The sequence below is a fragment of the Modicisalibacter muralis genome (assembly GCF_900102945.1).
GTDB lineage: Bacteria > Pseudomonadota > Gammaproteobacteria > Pseudomonadales > Halomonadaceae > Modicisalibacter > Modicisalibacter muralis.
Map to the genome: position 1 here is coordinate 704,949 of NZ_FNGI01000001.1, position 18,524 is coordinate 723,472.

The 18,524-nt window shown below is 61.3% G+C and carries 20 protein-coding genes; 16 read left to right on the forward strand and 4 right to left on the reverse strand.

All coding sequences use genetic code 11. The annotated features are described in order from the left end of the window. Nucleotides 1-48: 48 nt before the first annotated feature. The 12 genes from aspS to BLR92_RS03385 all read left to right on the forward strand — a co-directional run bounded on the left by aspS (nt 49) and on the right by BLR92_RS03385 (nt 10,239). Nucleotides 49-1,830: an aspartate--tRNA ligase gene (gene aspS, locus BLR92_RS03330; RefSeq protein WP_089725446.1), complete on the forward strand. Its 1,782-nt coding sequence runs from the start codon at nt 49-51 to the stop codon at nt 1,828-1,830. Between the two features lie 35 nt (nt 1,831-1,865). Continuing rightward, complete coding sequence (ruvC, locus tag BLR92_RS03335) at nt 1,866-2,405, forward strand: crossover junction endodeoxyribonuclease RuvC (protein ID WP_089725448.1); 540 nt, start codon at nt 1,866-1,868, stop codon at nt 2,403-2,405. 78 nt (nt 2,406-2,483) lie between these two features. Further along, nucleotides 2,484-3,095: a Holliday junction branch migration protein RuvA gene (ruvA, locus tag BLR92_RS03340; RefSeq protein WP_089725450.1), complete on the forward strand. Its 612-nt coding sequence runs from the start codon at nt 2,484-2,486 to the stop codon at nt 3,093-3,095. A 6-nt stretch (nt 3,096-3,101) separates the two neighbouring features. Then, nucleotides 3,102-4,139 carry a Holliday junction branch migration DNA helicase RuvB gene (ruvB, locus tag BLR92_RS03345; protein WP_089725452.1) on the forward strand — a complete coding sequence of 346 codons (1,038 nt, stop codon included), beginning with the start codon at nt 3,102-3,104 and terminating at the stop codon, nt 4,137-4,139. Beyond that, complete coding sequence (gene ybgC, locus BLR92_RS03350; RefSeq protein ID WP_089725454.1) at nt 4,136-4,531, forward strand: tol-pal system-associated acyl-CoA thioesterase; 396 nt, start codon at nt 4,136-4,138, stop codon at nt 4,529-4,531. Before ruvB ends, ybgC begins: the two co-directional genes overlap by 4 nt. Before the next feature lie 25 nt (nt 4,532-4,556). Then, on the forward strand, nt 4,557-5,246 hold the full coding sequence (gene tolQ / locus BLR92_RS03355; RefSeq protein WP_089725456.1) for a protein TolQ: 690 nt from the start codon (nt 4,557-4,559) through the stop codon (nt 5,244-5,246). 12 nt (nt 5,247-5,258) lie between these two features. Then, a complete protein-coding gene (tolR, locus tag BLR92_RS03360) occupies nt 5,259-5,699 on the forward strand; it encodes a protein TolR (protein ID WP_089725458.1) in 441 nt (146 codons plus the stop codon). Nucleotides 5,700-5,708: 9 nt separating this feature from the next. Continuing rightward, nucleotides 5,709-6,833: a cell envelope integrity protein TolA gene (gene tolA, locus BLR92_RS03365; protein WP_089725460.1), complete on the forward strand. Its 1,125-nt coding sequence runs from the start codon at nt 5,709-5,711 to the stop codon at nt 6,831-6,833. After that, nucleotides 6,830-8,122 carry a Tol-Pal system beta propeller repeat protein TolB gene (gene tolB, locus BLR92_RS03370; RefSeq protein WP_089725462.1) on the forward strand — a complete coding sequence of 431 codons (1,293 nt, stop codon included), beginning with the start codon at nt 6,830-6,832 and terminating at the stop codon, nt 8,120-8,122. Before tolA ends, tolB begins: the two co-directional genes overlap by 4 nt. 49 nt (nt 8,123-8,171) lie before the next feature. Beyond that, nucleotides 8,172-8,690 carry a peptidoglycan-associated lipoprotein Pal gene (pal, locus tag BLR92_RS03375; RefSeq protein WP_089725464.1) on the forward strand — a complete coding sequence of 173 codons (519 nt, stop codon included), beginning with the start codon at nt 8,172-8,174 and terminating at the stop codon, nt 8,688-8,690. Nucleotides 8,691-8,708: 18 nt separating this feature from the next. Then, complete coding sequence (gene ybgF / locus BLR92_RS03380) at nt 8,709-9,458, forward strand: tol-pal system protein YbgF (protein WP_089725466.1); 750 nt, start codon at nt 8,709-8,711, stop codon at nt 9,456-9,458. A gap of 19 nt (nt 9,459-9,477) precedes the next feature. Next, nucleotides 9,478-10,239, forward strand: coding sequence for a YciK family oxidoreductase (locus tag BLR92_RS03385; protein WP_089725468.1), 762 nt, complete (start codon nt 9,478-9,480; stop codon nt 10,237-10,239). A 9-nt stretch (nt 10,240-10,248) separates the two neighbouring features. Here the strand turns inward: BLR92_RS03385 and BLR92_RS03390 are convergent, their stop codons facing one another. The 3 genes from BLR92_RS03390 to BLR92_RS03400 are packed head-to-tail and all read right to left on the reverse strand — an operon-like array spanning nt 10,249 to nt 13,015. Further along, nucleotides 10,249-10,932, reverse strand: a complete 684-nt coding sequence (locus BLR92_RS03390; protein ID WP_245703965.1) for an HAD-IA family hydrolase — start codon at nt 10,930-10,932, stop codon at nt 10,249-10,251. Continuing rightward, nucleotides 10,929-11,666 (reverse strand): bifunctional 2-polyprenyl-6-hydroxyphenol methylase/3-demethylubiquinol 3-O-methyltransferase UbiG, encoded by a 738-nt coding sequence (gene ubiG / locus BLR92_RS03395; protein WP_089725470.1) that lies wholly within the window; start codon nt 11,664-11,666, stop codon nt 10,929-10,931. Before ubiG ends, BLR92_RS03390 begins: the two co-directional genes overlap by 4 nt. Continuing rightward, on the reverse strand, nt 11,663-13,015 hold the full coding sequence (locus BLR92_RS03400; protein ID WP_089725472.1) for a TRZ/ATZ family hydrolase: 1,353 nt from the start codon (nt 13,013-13,015) through the stop codon (nt 11,663-11,665). Before BLR92_RS03400 ends, ubiG begins: the two co-directional genes overlap by 4 nt. A 136-nt stretch (nt 13,016-13,151) precedes the next feature. Here BLR92_RS03400 and mtnA point away from each other — a divergent pair, with 136 nt between their 5' ends. The 3 genes from mtnA (at nt 13,152) to BLR92_RS03415 (ending at nt 16,443) form a co-directional block, all read left to right on the forward strand. Beyond that, nucleotides 13,152-14,198, forward strand: coding sequence for an S-methyl-5-thioribose-1-phosphate isomerase (gene mtnA, locus BLR92_RS03405; RefSeq protein ID WP_089725474.1), 1,047 nt, complete (start codon nt 13,152-13,154; stop codon nt 14,196-14,198). Between the two features lie 63 nt (nt 14,199-14,261). Continuing rightward, entirely contained in the window at nt 14,262-15,152 is an 891-nt protein-coding gene (galU, locus tag BLR92_RS03410) for a UTP--glucose-1-phosphate uridylyltransferase GalU (protein ID WP_089725476.1), read from the forward strand. A gap of 4 nt (nt 15,153-15,156) precedes the next feature. After that, nucleotides 15,157-16,443 carry a nucleotide sugar dehydrogenase gene (locus tag BLR92_RS03415; protein WP_089725478.1) on the forward strand — a complete coding sequence of 429 codons (1,287 nt, stop codon included), beginning with the start codon at nt 15,157-15,159 and terminating at the stop codon, nt 16,441-16,443. Between the two features lie 286 nt (nt 16,444-16,729). On the opposite strand, the gene BLR92_RS03420 is transcribed toward BLR92_RS03415, so the two are convergent. After that, nucleotides 16,730-17,308 carry a superoxide dismutase gene (locus BLR92_RS03420; protein WP_089725480.1) on the reverse strand — a complete coding sequence of 193 codons (579 nt, stop codon included), beginning with the start codon at nt 17,306-17,308 and terminating at the stop codon, nt 16,730-16,732. 240 nt (nt 17,309-17,548) lie between these two features. Between BLR92_RS03420 and BLR92_RS03425 the strand changes: the two genes are divergently transcribed. Next, nucleotides 17,549-18,442 (forward strand): coiled-coil domain-containing protein, encoded by an 894-nt coding sequence (locus tag BLR92_RS03425; protein WP_089725482.1) that lies wholly within the window; start codon nt 17,549-17,551, stop codon nt 18,440-18,442. Nucleotides 18,443-18,524 lie beyond the last annotated feature (82 nt).

Consider the following 18,524-nt stretch of genomic DNA (forward strand, 5'->3'; position numbering starts at 1 on the left):
ACCGGTCGGCGGAGATTCACCGATTAAAGCAACGAAACAGGATTTGACATGCGCAGCCATTATTGCGGCCAGTTGAACGAGACCCAGGTGGACCAGGAGGTCACGCTTTGCGGATGGGTGCATCGCCGCCGTGACCACGGCGGGGTGATCTTCCTCGACATGCGCGATCGTGACGGCATTGCGCAGGTCGTGGTCGACCCCGACACCCCGGAAGCGTTCGCCACCGCTGATCGCGCCCGCAATGAGTTCGTGCTGCGTATTCGCGGGCGTATTCGGCTGCGCCCCGAGGGCACCCAAAATCCCAACATGCCGACCGGCATGATCGAGGTGTTGGCTAAGCAGGTCGAGGTGCTCAACACCGCCGCCACGCCGCCGTTCCAACTCGACGAGCATGGCAAGGTCGGCGAGGAAGTGCGCCTCAAGTATCGCTATATCGATCTGCGTCGTCCGGAGATGATCGACAAATTGCGCCTGCGCTCGCGTATCTCGCACAGCGTGCGTGCCTTTCTCGAAGGCCAGGGTTTCCTGGATATCGAGACGCCGATCCTGACCCGTGCCACGCCCGAAGGCGCACGCGACTACCTGGTACCGAGTCGTACCCATGAAGGGCACTTCTTCGCGCTGCCGCAGTCGCCGCAGCTATTCAAGCAATTGCTGATGGTTTCGGGTTTCGATCGTTACTACCAGATTGCCAAGTGTTTCCGCGACGAGGATCTGCGCGCCGATCGTCAGCCGGAATTCACCCAGATCGACATCGAGGCATCGTTCGTCGAGGAAGACGACGTCATGGCGATCACCGAGCGTATGGTTCGTCAGCTCTTCTCCGAGGTGCTCGACGTCAAGCTGCCTGATTTCCCGCGCATGCCCTATGCCGAGGCCATGCAGCGTTATGGCTCCGACAAGCCCGACCTGCGCATTCCGCTGGAATTGGTCGATGTCGACGATCTGATGAAAGAGGTCGACTTCAAGGTGTTCTCCGGCCCGGCCAACGCCGACGACGGCCGTGTCGCGGCGCTCAAGGTCACTGGCGGCGCCAGGCTTTCACGCAAGGAAATCGACGAGTACACCAAGTTCGTCGGTATTTACGGCGCCAGGGGGCTGGCCTGGATCAAGGTCAACGAGCGCGCCAAGGGCATCGAAGGCCTGCAATCGCCGATCGTCAAGTTCATGGAAGGCATCGTCGAGTCGTTGCTCGATCGCGTGGGTGCCGAAGATGGCGACATCATCTTCTTCGGTGCCGACAAGGCACGCATCGTCAACGAGGCGATCGGGGCGTTGCGCGTCAAGCTGGGTGGGGATCTGGACCTGTATACCGCCGAGTGGGCGCCGCTGTGGGTGGTCGATTTCCCGATGTTCGAGGCCGACGATGCCGGTCGCCTGTCGGCGTTGCATCATCCGTTTACCGCGCCGTCGTGCACGCCGGACGAGCTCAAGGCCAATCCGGCGGCGGCGCTATCGCGCGCTTACGACATGGTGCTCAACGGCACTGAATTGGGTGGCGGGTCGATTCGTATCCACGATCGCGACATGCAGCGCCAGGTCTTCGAAGTGCTGGGCATCAATGATGCGGAAGCCGAAGAGAAGTTCGGCTTCCTGCTCGACGCCCTGCAGTTCGGCGCGCCGCCGCATGGTGGCCTGGCCTTTGGCCTCGATCGCCTGGTGATGCTGATGACCGGCGCACGGACCATTCGTGAAGTGATTGCGTTCCCCAAGACCCAGAGCGCGGCCTGCTTGATGACCGACGCACCGGGCGAGGTCAGTGCCGATCAGCTCAAGGATCTGAACATTCGCTTACGACAGAAGGCCAAGGTGCCCACGAGCGAAGAATAAATGATCAAAGGTGGTTGGCTCCAGGGAGGCGCGCAATGATCGTGCTGGGTATCGATCCCGGCTCGCGCCTCACCGGTTATGGGGTGCTCGATCTGTCTGGCGGCAAGCCGCGCTATGTCGCCAGCGGTTGCATTCGCATCAAGGCCGACGGCCTGGCCCAGAAATTGGCTCAGGTGTATGCCGGTATCGCGGAGTTGATCGCCATGCACCGCCCGGCGGAATTCGCTATCGAGCAGGTGTTCATGGCCAAGAACGCCGACTCGGCGCTCAAGCTGGGTCAGGCCAGGGGCACCGCCGTGGTGTGTGCCGCCAACCACGGCCTGCCGGTGTTCGAGTACGCGGCGCGTCAGATCAAGCAAGCCGTGACCGGCACCGGGGCCGCCGACAAGCTCCAGGTGCAGCATATGATTACTGCCGTGCTCGGCCTTAGCGCCACGCCCCAGGCAGATGCCGCCGATGCATTGGCCATCGCGCTGACCCATGCCCATACCCGCGCCGGGCTGATCCAGCAGGGCAGCTACGGTAGCCGTCGTGGTGGGCGTGGCCAACGTTGGCGCGATTATCGCCCCGAGTGAAGCCATTCTCACGACGCTGGTCAGTCGAACGGCCGATCAGTATAGTGACACCCCAGTCATTCGAAGGATTGTGAACGCATGATTGGACGCCTGCGTGGCACCCTGTTGGAGAAGCAACCGCCCTGGATGGTGATCGACGTCAGCGGTGTCGGTTATGAGCTCGAAGCCTCCATGAACACTTTGCTGGCCTTGCCCGGAGTGGGGGAAGCGGTACAGGTTTTCACTCATCTGACCATCCGTGAGGATGCTCACCTGCTATACGGCTTTGCTCGTCAGCAGGAGCGCTCGCTGTTCCGTGCGCTGATCAAGGTCAACGGCGTCGGGCCCAAGCTGGCGCTGGCGATTCTTTCCGGCATGGAAGAAAACCAGTTCATTCGCTGTGTGATGGACGACGACATCAAGTCGCTGACCCGGCTGCCCGGTGTGGGCAAGAAAACCGCCGAACGCTTGATCGTCGAGATGCGTGACCGCTTCCCACACTGGACGGCCGAGCAAGGCGATGCACTCGACGGTCTGGGCCAGGCGGGCGAGGCCACCCATTCGCACGATCCGTTGGCCGACGCCGAGGCGGCGCTGATCACGCTGGGCTACAAGCCCACTGAGGCAGCGCGTTTGCTCTCGGGGCTCGATGCCAAACAACCCACCGAGGCCTTGATCAAGGCCGCGCTTACACGCCAGATGGCAGGGTAAGGACGCATGATCGAAAGCGACCGCCTGATTGCCGCCGAACCTCAGATGGGTGAAGTGCGCGTCGACCATGCCATACGCCCCAAGCGCCTGGCCGATTACATCGGCCAGCCACGCGTGCGCGAGCAGCTCGATATCTTCATCAGCGCGGCACGTGGGCGTGGTGATAGTCTCGATCATACGCTGGTGTTCGGCCCGCCGGGGCTGGGCAAGACTACGCTGGCCAACATCATCGCCGAAGAGATGGGCGTCGATATCAAGTCGACCTCCGGGCCGGTGCTCGAGCGTGCCGGCGACCTGGCCGCCATGTTGACCAATCTCCAGCCGGGCGATGTGCTGTTCATCGACGAGATTCATCGCCTGCCGGCAGCGGTCGAGGAAGTCTTGTACCCGGCGATGGAGGATTTTCAGCTGGATATCATGATCGGCGAGGGCCCGGCGGCGCGCTCGATCAAGCTCGACCTGCCCCGGTTTACGCTGGTCGGCGCCACCACTCGCGCGGGACTTCTGACCTCGCCACTGCGCGATCGCTTCGGTATCGTCCAGCGTCTGGAGTTTTACGCGATCGACGAGCTTACCGAGATCGTCACGCGTTCGGCGAGGCTGCTGGGAATCGAGGCCGAGGCTGGTGGCGCCGCCGAAATCGCACGCCGCGCGCGCGGTACGCCGCGTATCGCCAACCGGTTGCTGCGCCGGGTGCGCGATTACGCCGAGGTACGTGGCGATGGCCGCTTGAGCGTTGAAATCGCCGATCTGGCCTTGAACATGTTGAACGTGGATCGTCATGGGCTGGATCATATGGATCGTCGCTTGCTGTTGGCGATGATCGAGAAATTCGATGGCGGGCCGGTGGGTGTCGACTCGCTGTCCGCGGCGATCAGCGAAGAGCGCGATACCATCGAGGATGTGCTTGAACCGTATCTGATCCAGCAGGGCCTCATGCTGCGTACCGCGCGGGGGCGCATGGTTACACGTCAGGCCTATCTGCATTTCGGCCTGGCGGCGGGTGATAGCGTACCGAATGCCTCGGGCGAGGGGCGCCCATGAGTGCATTCACGCTACCGGTGACGGTTTATATCGAAGACACCGATGCCGGCGGCATCGTCTATTACGTCAATTATCTCAAATACATGGAGCGGGCACGCAGCGAATGGCTCAAGCAGTTCGGTATTACCCAACGTGAATTGCTGGATGCCGGCATTCAACTGGTGGTGCATCGAATCGAATGCCGTTATGCCAAGCCCGCCCGACTCGACGACCGGCTGATGGTCAGCGCCGAGGTCGTCGAGCAATCCTCCTGTCGCCTGAGTTTTCGCCAACGGGTGACGGGTCGTGGGGAACCATTATGCGAAGCTAGCGTCGACATCGCTTGTCTGGATGCGTCCCGGCTTCGCCCGACACGTTGGCCGTCGGCACTTGCCGCGGTCCTGAACGGATAATCCGTACCACTGATCGAGGACACCCGTGAACGACTCCATGTCCATTCCCCATCTCATCCTGAATGCCAGTCTGGTCGTCCAACTGGTCATGCTGCTACTGATTGCGGGCTCCATCGCCTCCTGGGTAGTGATCTTTCAACGCAGCTTCGTGCTGCGCCGGGCACGCAAGGCCCATAGCACCTTCGAGGACCGCTTCTGGTCCGGCGTCGATCTCAACGAGTTGTATCGTGAAACGCCGGCCGAGCAGGAAGTGCTGGGCGCCGAGCAGATCTTTCGCTCCGGCTTTCGCGAATTCAATCGCCTGCTGCCCAAGACACGCAGCGCCCAGGCGGTACTCGACGGCGTGCAGCGCGCCATGCGCGTGGCTTGGTCGCGTGAGGAAGAGCGACTCACGCTGCATCTGACGTTTCTGGCTACCGTGGCTTCGGCCAGTCCTTACATCGGCCTGTTCGGCACCGTGTGGGGCATTATGGGGTCGTTCCAGAGCCTGTCGATGGCTCAGCAGGCGACGCTGTCCACCGTGGCACCATGGATCGCCGAAGCCTTGATCGCGACGGCCATGGGTCTGTTCGCCGCCATCCCGGCGGTGATCTTCTATAACCGGCTGTCGGCGCAAGCCAACCGGTTACTGGGGCAATATGAGGACTTCGCCGAGGAGTTTCACTCCATCCTGCACCGCAACCTGCAAGGACGCGGCGAGCGCGAAGCCGCCTGAGGGAGCCCTACCATGCACGGACCATTCAATCGCGGCCCGCGGCAAAAGCCGATGGGCGAGATCAATGTGGTGCCCTTCATTGATGTCATGCTGGTGCTATTGGTGATTTTCATGATTACCGCGCCGATGCTGACTCAAGGGGTCGACGTCGATCTGCCCCAGGTGACCTCCGAGCCAATCCAGGATATGGAAGACACCGAGCCGGTCGTCGTCTCGGTGGATAGCCAGGGTCAGTACTTCATTTCGCTGGGTGATGGCGAAACTCCTTTGTCACTGGATGAGATCAGCGACAAGGTCATTATCATTCTAGAGCGTAAGCCCAGCACGCCGGTACTGGTGCGTGGCGATCGTAACGTTCCCTATGGCCAGATCGTAGAGCTGATGAGCACCCTGCAGATCGCTGGCGTACCCAACGTGGGGCTGATTTCCGAACCGCCCCCCAGTGATGGCTGAGGAGTATAGATGGCTAGACACGAACGGCGGGTAGGTTACGGCCTGCCTACGCTGCTCGCCATCGGCGTCCATGTGCTGGTGTTGCTGTTGACCGTGCTGCGTTGGCCGGATAGCGAGGCGACACCGAGTTCGTCGTCGGTGGTACAGGCAACCCTGGTGAGTACCGAAACCGCCACCGATCAGGCGCAGCGGGTCGAAGAGGCTAAAGCCAGCGCGGCCCAGGCCAAGCAGGCCGAAGAAGCCGCCGAGGCGGCTCGTGAGGCCGAGCAGGCCCAGGCCGAGGAAGCCGAGCGCCAGGCTGAGGCTGAAGCCCAGGCGGCACGCGAAGCCGAACAACAGGAGCGTGAACAAGCAAGGCAGCAAGCCGAGGCCGAAGCCGAACGACGCGCCGAAGAAGCTGCTAAGCAAGCCGAGCTGCGCGAACAACGGGCCGAGCAGCAACGCCAGGAACAGGCCCGTGAGGAAGCGGCCCAGGCTGCAGCGGCCAAACGCCAGGCCGAGGAAGAAGCGCGCAGAAAAGCCGAGGAAGCCAAACGCCAGGCCGAGGAGGAAGCGCGCAGAAAAGCCGAGGAAGCCCAGCGTCAGGCCGAAGAGGAGGCGCGCAGAAAAGCCGAGGAGGAAGCCAAACGCCAGGCCGAAGAGGAAGCGCGTAGAAAAGCCGAGGAGGAAGCCAAACGCCAAGCCGAGGAAGAAGCGCGCAGAAAAGCCGAAGCCGCCAGGAAAGCCGAGCAACAGCGCCAGGAAGAGCTCAAGCGTGCCGCTGAAGCCGCCGCCTCGTCTCTCGACAGCGCGATCGCGGGCGAGGCTCAGGCGATTGCCAATGCCAAGCAGGCGGCCCAAGCATCCAATAGCTTTGTCAATCTGGTGCGCAATGCCGTTGAACAGGCCTGGATATTGCCATCTGGTAGCAATGGAAAACTGGAAGCTCTCGTGAGTATCCGACTCTTGCCGACGGGCGAGCTGATTAGCGCTAGCATAAGCAAGAGCAGTGGCGACGCTGCCTTCGACCGCTCGGTGCTGCTGGCCGTGGAGCGTGCCGCGCCTTTCCGTGAAATGAGCGCGTTGCCGGCTTCCGCCCAGAGCCAATTCCGCGAATTCAATCTGGACTTCAACCCCGAGGACGTGCGCCGATGAAACGTATGACTTCTTTACTGGCAGGACTGCTGATGCTGTTGTGCAGCGGTCTGGCCAGCGCCGACCTGACGATCGAGATTACCAAGGGTAGCGATCGTGCCATTCCGATTGCCATTGTGCCTTTCGAAAATCAGGGGCAGGGCAATGTTCCCGAGGATATCGCCGGTATCGTCAGTAGCGACCTGGCACGCAGCGGCCAGTTCGACCCGCTGCCTCGCGAGTCGCTGATCGCTACGCCAAGTAACAGTGACGAGGTCACTTTCCGCGATTGGCGATTGGTCGATAGCAGCTATCTAGTGGTCGGTGAAATCAGCCAGGAGAGTGGCGGTTATCGCATCCAGTTCGAGCTGTTGGACATCTATGGCGAGCGCCGCATTATCGGTGAAGTGATCAACGTCTCGGCCAATGAACTGCGCGACGCGGCGCATTACATCAGCGATCAGATATTCGAGGCGATTACCGGTATTCGTGGCGCCTTTTCGACACAGATTGCCTATGTCACGGCGCAGGGCGCGGGCGACAATCGGCGCTTCGGGTTGCATGTCGCCGATTCCGATGGCCATGGCAGTCAGCAGATTCTTTCCTCCGACGATCCAATTCTCTCACCGGCCTGGTCTCCCGATGGCGGCAAGCTAGCTTATGTGTCGTTCGAGAGCGGAAATTCGGCGATTTATATTCAGGATTTAGCCTCTAGTCAGCGAATTCAAGCGACCTCATTTTCGGGAATCAACAGCGCTCCGGCCTGGTCCCCTGATGGGCGTAAATTGGCTATGTCCCTATCCAAGGATGGACAGCCGGAGATTTACGTCATGGACGTCGCTTCGCGTACATTCACTCGCCTGACCAACAGTCCGGGGATCGATACCGAGCCGGAATGGTCGCCGGATGGCAGCAGCCTTTTGTTCACATCGGACCGTAGTGGCGGCCCGCAATTGTATCGTTACGATCTTGCCAGTGGGCAGGCAGAACGCATAACCTTTACGGGTAGCTACAATTCCCGAGGGCGTTTTGCGCCGGATGGCGAGACGATTTTCATGATTCACCGGGCCAGCGATGGTTTCCATGTTGCCAAGAAGAACCTGGATACAGGAAGGCTGACGATTCTTACCGAATCCACTCTGGATGAATCGCCCAGTGTTGCCCCGAATGGGACCATGGTAATCTTCGCCACCCAGCAAGCAAACCGAGGGGTGCTGGGTGTCGTGTCGGCCGATGGCAATGCTTCGTACCGACTACCCTCGGCACAAGGCGACGTGCGGGAACCCGCTTGGTCGCCTTTCTTGAACTAAAGCACTAGAATCGACTGTGTCATTCAAATTCCGAGCAAGGAGTTGATAAATGCAATTCAAACCGTACGCCAAAAGCCTGGCAGTCGCTGTGTCCCTCGCCGTCATGGCTGGCTGTTCCAGCAGCGGTGGCACCCAGGATGGGAGCATGGATGGCACTGGTACTACCATGGGCGGTGTTTCCGGCCAAGGCATGACCAACGGTCAAACCAGCGGTAGCCAGATGGGCAGTCAGACTGGCATCCCCGACGTGCGTACCATTTACTTCGATTTCGACAAGGACACCATTCGTCCTGAATTCGAATCCGTGCTCAATGCTCACGCCGATTACCTGCGTAGCAATCCGAACACGACCGTCATTCTCGAAGGTCATGGCGATGAGCGCGGTACTCGTGAATACAACCTGGGTCTGGGCGAGCGTCGTGCGCAATCCGTCGAAAGCTACCTGACAGTACAGGGCGTATCGCCTTCCCAGCTCGAGATTGTCAGTTACGGCGAAGAGCGTCCGGCCGTTCAGGGTAACTCTGAAGATGCTTATGCGCAGAATCGCCGCGTGGTCTTCGACTACTAAGCTCCTACGGAGTCAAGCATGAAACACGGTCTGAAAGGACTGTGCGGCGCGGGAGCCTTAGTGCTCCCGCTGTCCGTATGGGCCGCCCCAGTGGTCGAGGATCTTACGGCCCAAAACAGTTTCTACCAGCAGGCACAGGTTCGCCAGGAACCCGGTGGCAGTCTGACATTGTTCAATCAGCTACAGGAAAATCAGCGCCAGATCAGGGAGCTTCGAGGCCAGGTCGAGGAATTGCGCTACCAGTTGGATCAGCAGCGCCAACTTTCTCAAGAGCGTTATCTCGAGCTTGAGCAACGCATTCAGGCGGGAAATACCGGTAGTGGGGCACAAACACCCAATGTCGATGCCAATGCCAATGTCGATACCGGCGCTGCAACCGCCGTGGCCGGTGATGATGGCCGGCAGGCTTATCAGGCGGCTTTCGCCAAGGTTCAGGCGCGTGACTTCGATGCGGCCATCGCGGCTTTCGAAGCGTTCGTCACCGATTACCCGCAATCGTCATTGCGTCCCAATGGTTACTATTGGCTGGGTGAACTCTATTCGGCGCGCTCCGAGCTCGAGCCCGCGGCCCAGGCTTTTACGACGGTCATCAATGATTACCCGCAGAGCAATAAGGTGCCGGATGCCCTGTACAAGCTGGGCCTGTTGAAAGCGCGCCAGGGCCAGCCCGACGCCAGCAAGCAACTGCTCGAGCGGGTCCAGGCGGAATATCCTGATAGCCGGGCCGCGGGCATGGCCAGTGATTTTCTCAATCAGTCCGGCCTGTGATTTCCCGGTAGGAGTCGTAATGACCTGCAAGATCGATTACCAGGCTCCGGCCGACCTGCTCGATGGGCGCGTCATTCTGGTTAGCGGCGCGGGGGATGGCATCGGTCGTGCCGCCGCGCTGACCTATGCTCGCCATGGCGCCACGGTGATTCTATTAGGCAGGACGATTGCCAAGCTGGAAGCGGTATACGATGAAATCGAGGCGCTAGGTGGTCCGCAGCCGGCTATTTTTCCCCTGAACTTCGAGGGAGCCACGCTCAAGGACTATCAGGATATGGCCGAAACCCTGCACAGGGAGTTCGGCCGTCTCGATGGTATTCTCCACAATGCCGGTCTGCTGGGACGTATTACGCCCTTCGAGCAGTACAATCCGCAATTGTGGGAGCAGGTCATGCAGGTCAATATCAACGGCCCGATCTGGATGACCCAGGCGTTGCTGTCGTTGCTCAAGGCGTCGAACGATGCCTCGGTGATCTTCACGACGTCGGGTGTCGGCCACAAGGGGAGGGCGTTCTGGGGGGCCTACTCGGTTTCCAAATTTGCCACCGAGGGTTTCGTCCAGGTACTAGCCGATGAATTGGAAAACCTGACGTCGGTTCGCGTCAATAGTCTCAATCCCGGCGCCACGCGCACGCAGATGCGCAAGACCGCCTTTCCTGGCGAAGATCCCGATACCTTGCGCAAACCCGATGACATCATGGCGACATATCTGTGGCTGATGGGCCCCGACAGTCGCGGGCATACCGGCGAGCGTTTCGATGCCCAGCCGCCTCGGCAGTAACTCCGCTATCTAGTTTCCCTGCCCCTCGATCAACGCTTCGACCAGGTCGGTCGGGCGTTCGAACCAGATATCCGCTTGCCAGCTATGGCGGTCTTCATTCTCGTCGATATACCCGTAGCCGACGGCAATCGCCGCCATGCCCGCGGCCCGCGCGGCCTGCATGTCGCGGGCATGATCGCCGATGTACCAGCACGCATCGGGGGCGATACCCAATTGACGGGCCGCTTCCCATAACGGCTCGGGCGAGGGTTTCTTGACCGGCAGGTCGTCGGCGCACAGCAAGGCGCCGGGCTTCAGCCCCAGCGCCTCGATCAACGGCTCGGTGTAAGCGCGCGGCTTGTTGGTAACGATGCCCCAGGCGCGCGGGGGTAGCGCCCAGAGTTCCAGCAGGCACTCCAGCCCCGCGAAGACCTGGCTGTGCAGTGCGACGTTCTTTGCATAGGCATCGAGCAGAAAGGTGCGCGCCGTGGCATGTTCGGGGTGTTCGGATTCGAGCCCCAGGGCCAACGTCACCAGGGCGCTTCCGCCGTTGGAGACCTGCGCGCGAATCACCTCGAAGGGCAGGGCCTCGAGGCCATGATGGGCGCGCAGGGCGTTGGTCGCTAGGGCGAGATCGGGCGCGGTATCCACCAGGGTGCCATCGAGATCGAACAGCAATGCCTTGGGCGCGCGCAGTGTGCCGGCAGACGTCACGGCGCCTCCAGCGAGCAGTGCATGAGGTAATTGACCGAGACATCGCGCGAGTTGAGCCGATAATGGCGGGTCAGCGGATTGTAGGTCATGCCGCTTTGCTCGCGGACACGCAGACCCGTGGCGCGGCACCAGCTCGACAACTCCGAGGGGCGAATGAACTTGCGGTACTCATGCGTGCCGCGGGGCAGCAGGCGAAGCACGTATTCGGCGCCGAGAATCGCCAATGCATAGGACCTGGGGTTGCGGTTGATGGTCGAAAAGAACACCTGCCCGCCGGGCTTGACCAGCGTGGCGCAGGCTCGCACCACGGCGGCGGGGTCGGGTACGTGTTCGAGCATTTCCAGGCAAGTGACGATATCGAACTCGCCGGGGTGATCAAAAGCCATCTCCTCGGCGCTGGCCTGGCGGTAATCCACTTCGACACCGCTTTCCTGTTGATGCAGGCGTGCCACGGCGAGTGGTGCCTCGCCCATATCGATACCCGTAACGCGGGCACCGCGATGCGCCATGGCTTCACTGAGAATGCCTCCGCCGCAACCGACGTCGATCACCTGCTTGGCGGCAAGTCCGGCGCGCGCATCGATGAAGTCCAGACGCAACGGATTGATCTCGTGCAGAGGCTTGAACTCACCGTCCTTGTCCCACCAGCGGCTGGCGAGTGCTTCGAACTTGGCGATCTCGGCATGGTCGACATTGCCGCGATGATCGGTGTTGTCGCGCTGCGCTTGGCTCATTGGGCCCCTCCCGGTTGGCTGGTGGTCGCCATGGCATGTTGGTAATCGGCTGCCATGCGCTTGAGTTGCTGACTATCGATACCCTGTAGCTCGCCTTGTACAAGGCGCGCCTGGCCGCCGACCCAGACGTGGCTAACCTGGCGGCTGTTCATGGCATAGACCACGGCGGACGCCGGATGATGCACCGGCAAGGTATTGATGCCATCGAGATCCACTGCGATCAGGTCGGCAGCGAAGCCTTCTTTCAACTGGCCGAGGCGATCGCCCAGCCTCAGTGCCTGGGCGCCATCGCGCGTGGCCATGGCCAGCGCCGCCATGGCCGGCAGCGCGGCGGCATCGTTGCTCACGCCCTTGGCCAGCAAGGCGGCGGTCTTGATCTCGTCGAACATGTCCAGATCATTATTGCTGGCCGCGCCGTCGGTGCCCAGCGCGACGTTGACGCCGGCGTCCAGCAACCTGGCGACGGGGCAGAAGCCGCTGGCGAGCTTGAGATTCGATTGTGGGCAATGCACCACATGCGTACCGGTATCGCGCAGGATGGCGATATCCTCGTCGTCGATCTGGGTCATGTGCACGGCCTGGAAATGCGGCCCCAGCAGGCCGGCATCATAAAGACGCCGCAAGGGTCGCTTGCCGTCTTTCACCAGCCCTTGTTCGACTTCGTCGGCAGTTTCGTGAACATGCATCTGGATCGGCAGGTCGAGCCGCTCGCGGGCCTCGGCCAGCCGACGCAGGCTATCGTCGCCGATGGTGTACGGTGCATGCGGTCCGAAGGCCAGGCTGATGGTTGGGTGATCGCGATAGCGCTCGGCGAGTGCCTCGGTGAGCGCCAGGCCGCTGGTGAAGTCCGGCGCCCACGGCGTGGGAAAGTCGATCAATGGCGTACATAGTTGCGTGCGAATCAGACCGGTCTCGACCACCTCGCCGACGGCCTCGGGCGCCAGGTACATATCGGCGAATGTGGTGGTGCCCGAATGCAGCATTTCGGCGATGGCCAGGCGCGTGCCGTCGGCGACGAAGTGGGGATTCACATGCGCGGCTTCGGCCGGCCAGATATGTTCGTTGAGCCAGGTCATCAACGGCAGATCGTCGGCGTAACCGCGCATCAGGCTCATGCCGGCATGGTTATGGGCGTTGATCAGGCCGGGAAGCAGGGCATGGTTGGCCAGGCGCATCACTTGCCTGGCGTTGACCCGGTCCCGCGCCTCGCTAATTGGCCAGGGGCCGAGGAGCTGGCCCGCCTCGATGGCCACGGCATGATCTCTCAGGGTCGGCAAACCCTCGTTCATCGGTAACACCCAGCGGGCTTCTATCAGTAGCTCGACCTCGAGCGGCGCGATGGATGGCATCACGAACCTCCTCCGGTATGATGCCGGCATTCTACTCTTTCTTGATGGTATTGTGATTCTCGACAGACACTGCCGCTCAATGCCATCTTGCATGATCGATTGTGCCGACCCGTTTTGACCTTCACCAGGAGCCTTGATGACCGCATCGACCATTGTTCCCATTCGCTGGTGTGGTGATGCCCTGGAACTGCTCGACCAGCGCGCCTTGCCCGACCGCGAGATCAGACTGCGCGTCAACGATGCCACCCAGACCGCCCAGGCGATCACCGACATGGTAGTGCGCGGCGCGCCGGCGATTGGCATTACCGCTGCCTATGGCGTGGCTCTGGCCGCGCAACGCGCCGAAGACAGCGACTGGCCGCAGCGACTGGAAGACGCCATCGAGTGCCTGGCGGCGTCGCGGCCGACGGCAGTCAATCTGTTCTGGGCGCTGGCCAGAATGCGCGGGGTGATCGATCGACACCGTACGCAGCGCGAGGCGCCGGTCGCGGCGCTGCTCGACGAGGCTCGGGAGATACACCAGCGTGACCTGGCCGACAATCTGGCCATGGGTCGCTACGGCAGCGAACTGATCGCCCGCAATGGCACCTGCACGGTGATGACCCACTGCAATACCGGGGCGCTGGCCACGGGTGGCCACGGTACCGCGCTGGGGGTGATTCGCAGTGCTTGGGAACAAGGGCTGATCACGCTGGTACATGCCAACGAAACCCGCCCCTGGCTACAAGGTGCCCGATTGACCGCCTGGGAGCTACAGCGGGAGGGCATCCCGGTGGTGCTGGCGGCGGACTCCGCGGCATCGCTGTTGCTGGCCCGGGGCGAGATCGACTGGCTGATCGTCGGCGCCGATCGCATCGCCGCCAATGGCGACGTGGCCAACAAGATCGGCACCTATGCCCTGGCGGTGCAGGCGCGTCATCATGGCGTCAAGGTGATGGTGGTGGCGCCATCGAGCACCTTCGATCTGGATCTCGAGAGCGGGGCGGACATTCCCATCGAAACACGCGATTCACGCGAACTGACGCATCAGGGCGAGCGCCGTGTCGCGCCCGAGAACGTCAAGATTTTCAATCCGGTATTCGATATCACGCCCGCCGCATTGATCGACGCCATCGTTTGCGAGCATGGCGTGATCGAGCCGCCGAATCCCACGAGCATCGCTCGGCTGCTGGGGCGAACCTAGCAGGCCGAATCCGACAGGCTATGGCATACTCATTCGCACTATTCATCATGCAGGAGGGACCCCATGATTCGTAAGGCCGTTCTCCCCGTGGCCGGGCTTGGCACGCGCTGCCTGCCGGCTTCCAAGGCGATCCCCAAGGAAATGATCACCATCGTCGACAAGCCGGTGATTCAATACGTCGTCGAAGAGGCGGTCGCCGCGGGTATCAAGGAGATCGTGCTGGTCACGCACTCCAGCAAGGGCGCCATCGAAAACCACTTCGACAAGCACTTCGAACTCGAGGCCAGCCTCGAGGCCAAGGGCAAGCAGGAACTGCTCGACGAGCTGCGCAACATCATCCCCGATGACGTCAGCATCATCAGCGTGCGTCAGCCCGAACCCTTGGGCCTGGGCCACGCGATACTCTGCGCGCGGCCGGTGATCGGCGACGATGAACCCTTCACCGTGCTATTGCCGGATGTGCTGGTCGATGCCCATGGCCTGCAGCGCAATGACCTGAGCGGCATGATCGCGGCCTTCGAGGCCAGTGGCGAAGGCCAGATCATGGTCGAGAACGTGCCCCGCGACATGGTTCACAAGTACGGTATCGTGGCGCTCGATGGCGATGCGCCGGCGCCGGGGCAGAGCACCGCGATCACCGGCGTGGTCGAAAAGCCCAAGGTCGAGGAGGCGCCATCGAGCCTGGCGGTGATCGGACGCTACCTGCTGCCAGGTGCGATCTTCGCGCTGCTCGCCGAGACCAGGCCGGGCGCCGGCAACGAAATTCAGCTTACCGATGCGATCGACGCCCTGCGCAAGACGCGCAATGTCGCCGCCTACCGCATGCAGGGCGCGACCTACGATTGCGGGCATCAGTTGGGCTATCTCGAAGCGACCCTGGTGCTCGCCAAGCGCCATCCCAAGTTCGGCCAGGGCTTCACCGAGTTGTTAACGCGCTACGCCAACGGAGGGTGAGCCGATGCGAATCATCGTGCATGGAAGCGAGCTGTCGGCGGCCACTGCGGCGGCGGCGCTATCGTCGGTCGGCCACCAGGTCGATTGGTGGCCGCATGAAGAGGCGCCCTGGGCACAGTTGGCCGAGGCCGATTGGCTGGCTCGCGAGCCGGGCGTTCCCGCTCAGTTGGAAGCCAGTCGTCAGGGTGGCTCGCTGCGCTTGGTCGATTCGCTGGACACGCTGGGCGAAGTGGACATCGCCTGGCTGGCCCTGGCGCCGGATCAGCGCGACGCCGCTGAGCGTTTCGTCGACGCTGTGGCACAGCGTCAGGACTCGCCGTTGATCGTGATCAACAATTCGACCTTCCCGGTGGGCCAGACCGAGAGTCTCGAAGGGCTGTTGCGTCACGCTTCACAGGTCGCGGTGGTATTGCCCGATATGCTCGAGGAGGGGCGTGCCTGGCAGGTGTTCACGCGACCGACTCGTTGGCTGCTGGGCTGCGAGGACGACTGGGCGGCGGATCAGGTGCGCGAATTGCTGCGCGCCTTCAATCGCCGGGCCGAGGTGTTTCAGCGCATGCCACGGCGTGCCGCCGAGCTGACCAAGCTGGCCATCAATGGCATGCTGGCGACGCGCATCAGCTATATGAACGAAGTCGCCGGTCTCGCCGATTCATTGGGCGTGGACGTCGAGCACGTTCGCCAAGGCATGGGTGCCGACACCCGCATCGGCTACGAATACCTCTATCCGGGCTGCGGTTTCGGCGGCTCCAATTTCTCCCGCGATCTGATGCGCCTGGCCGATGTGCAATATGCCACTGGGCGCGAGTCGCATCTGCTCGAACAGGTGCTCGACATCAACGAGCACAAGAAAGAGACACTGTTTCGCAAGTTGTGGGGGCATTTCCACGGTCAATTGGAAGGGCGTACCGTGGCCATTTGGGGCGCGGCATTCAAGCCCGGCACCACGCGCATCGATCATGCACCGGTACTGACGCTGCTGCGAGCCTTGTGGGCCCAAGGGGTACATGTGCGTCTGCACGACCCGGCGGCATTGTCGACGTTGAAGCAGCGGCTGGGCGAGCATCCGCTATTGACGCTCTGCGCCGACGATCCCTATTCCGCTTGCGAGGGTGCCGACGCCTTGATGCTGGTCACCGAATGGAAGTGCTACTGGAACCCGGATTGGCGACGGCTCTCCGACATGCTTGGCGCCAAGCTGATCCTCGACGGGCGTAATATCTACGACCCAGTGTACGTTGCCGCGCGGGGGCTGGTTTATCGAGGAATCGGCCGACGCGCCAACCCTTGAGAGGATGTTTACAAAAGGGCTGCACTCGGCAATACAGCGTTGAAATTGTCCTCGGGCGCGAGTCCGATCAAAATGCTCATTTACTACCTGTAAACTGCGCTTTTTCGTTCAATTTCGCCTTGTCTTTCCATCGTTCGCCTGTTTTGTAAAACACCCTCTGAGTAATCATTATAAATGCCTGCACGGGCTCGGCGCCCCAGCGAATCGCAGGGTCCTCTGCAACGACAACACCCCGCAATTGCGGGGTGTCATTTCAATCACGGTCCGGCGCGTGAGCCGTTACGGCTCAGCTATAGTTCTGGGCGACGAAATCCCAGTTGATCACGTTCCACACCGCTTCGAGATACTTGGGGCGGGCGTTGCGGTAATCGATGTAGTAGGCGTGTTCCCACACGTCGATGGTCAGCAGCGGTGTCTGGCCATGTGCGATCGGGGTGTCGGCATCGTCGGTATTGACGATATCCACGCCGCCGTCATCGGTCTTGATCAGCCAGGTCCAGCCGGAACCGAAGTTACCTGCCGCCTTGGTGTTGAACTCGTCCTTGAACTTGTCGAAGGAACCGAATTTGGCGCTGATCGCTTCGCCGAGCGCGCCTGAAGGCTCGCCACCGCCGTTGGGAGACAGGCAGTGCCAGTAGAAGGTGTGGTTCCACACCTGCGCTGCTTGATTGAACAGGCCGCCGGAGGATGACTTGATGATTTCCTCGAGCGACTTGTTGGCATCGGCGGTGCCATCGGTCAGATCGTTGAGCTTGGTCACGTAGGCCTGGTTATGCTTGCCATAGTGATACTCCAGCGTCTCGGCGGAGATGTGCGGTTCCAGCGCGTTCTTCTCGAATGGCAGTGCGGGAAGTTCGAATGCCATGGTTAGCTCCTTTATATGAATATCACCGTGGATACACCACTTGATGTGGTGCCGGTCGGCAGGTTTTCAATCGCCCGTTTCCTGTTCCAGCGATAAAAACCTTACAATACCAAGCATCTGCGAGCAGTGGTGTCGTAACATGTTAGCAGCCTGGGGTATGCTCGCCAATTCCGATGACGGCACTTGGTCTTTCCCTCGCTGATTCGACTTCAAAGCGCCCTGGACTGATGAGGAGAACTCATGGTGGAACGCTCGGACGAGCCGCGATTTACCACACCCATCGTGCCGGATTCCGATAGCGAACTGGTCGCTCGGCATCGTCCTCCACCCGTACGCCGTCGTCGCTCCCGGACATGGCCGTTGTGGTTGGTATGTCTGCTACTGACCGCGGGGCTGGTCACGCTGGGCGCCTATTACTGGATAGATCGTCAAACCTGGCTAACCAGTCAGCGCCAGCTCGAGGGGCAGCTCTCCAATGTGCATGCGCGGCTCGATAGCTTCGGCGACAGTCGTGGTGCGTCCAACGCCATCAAGCAGCAACTGAGCGATATGCAAGCGGCCCAGCAGTCGTTACAGGCAGAGCTTGCTGAACTTAGAACCACGCTAAACAGTCTAGAAGAAAATAGCGCCGACGATGCCGCGCTTAGCGAATTGGCTCAGGAGCTTCAGGTAGCCGACGATCAGCGCGATACCCTGGCGGCTACCCTCGATGCCATGCAGCGCTCGCTCGATATTATCGAACGAAGCGGCGAGGAAGCTCGTGCCTCGCTCGAGACGCGGGTGGACGATTTGGCCGCGGCGCAGGACGAGGCCGAGCAGCGTCGCCAAGCATTGAGCGTTGTCGACGATGAGCTTGGAGCACGTCTCGCCCAGGTTGAAACGACGCAGTCGCAATTGCAGGCCAGCCTCGAAAAGCTGGCCAGCGGCTCGCAAGATGAAGCGCTGGCCGATTTGCAAGGACGTCTCGAGGATATCGCTGGCACTCTCGAGGCCCTGCAGGGCAATGATGCGGCTCAACAGGAGCGTCTGGACGAACTAAGCTTACGCGTATCGGCTAGCCAAACGTCGCTAACCGAACTGCGCCAGAATCAACTGGCCCTGAATGCGATTATCGAGAGCCTCGATAGCCGATAATCGCTCCGACGGTGTCGAAAGCATCAATCTCTAGCGATTAGTTGAGGAGTGACAAGTGCGAATGGAATCGCTGGAAGCCAGC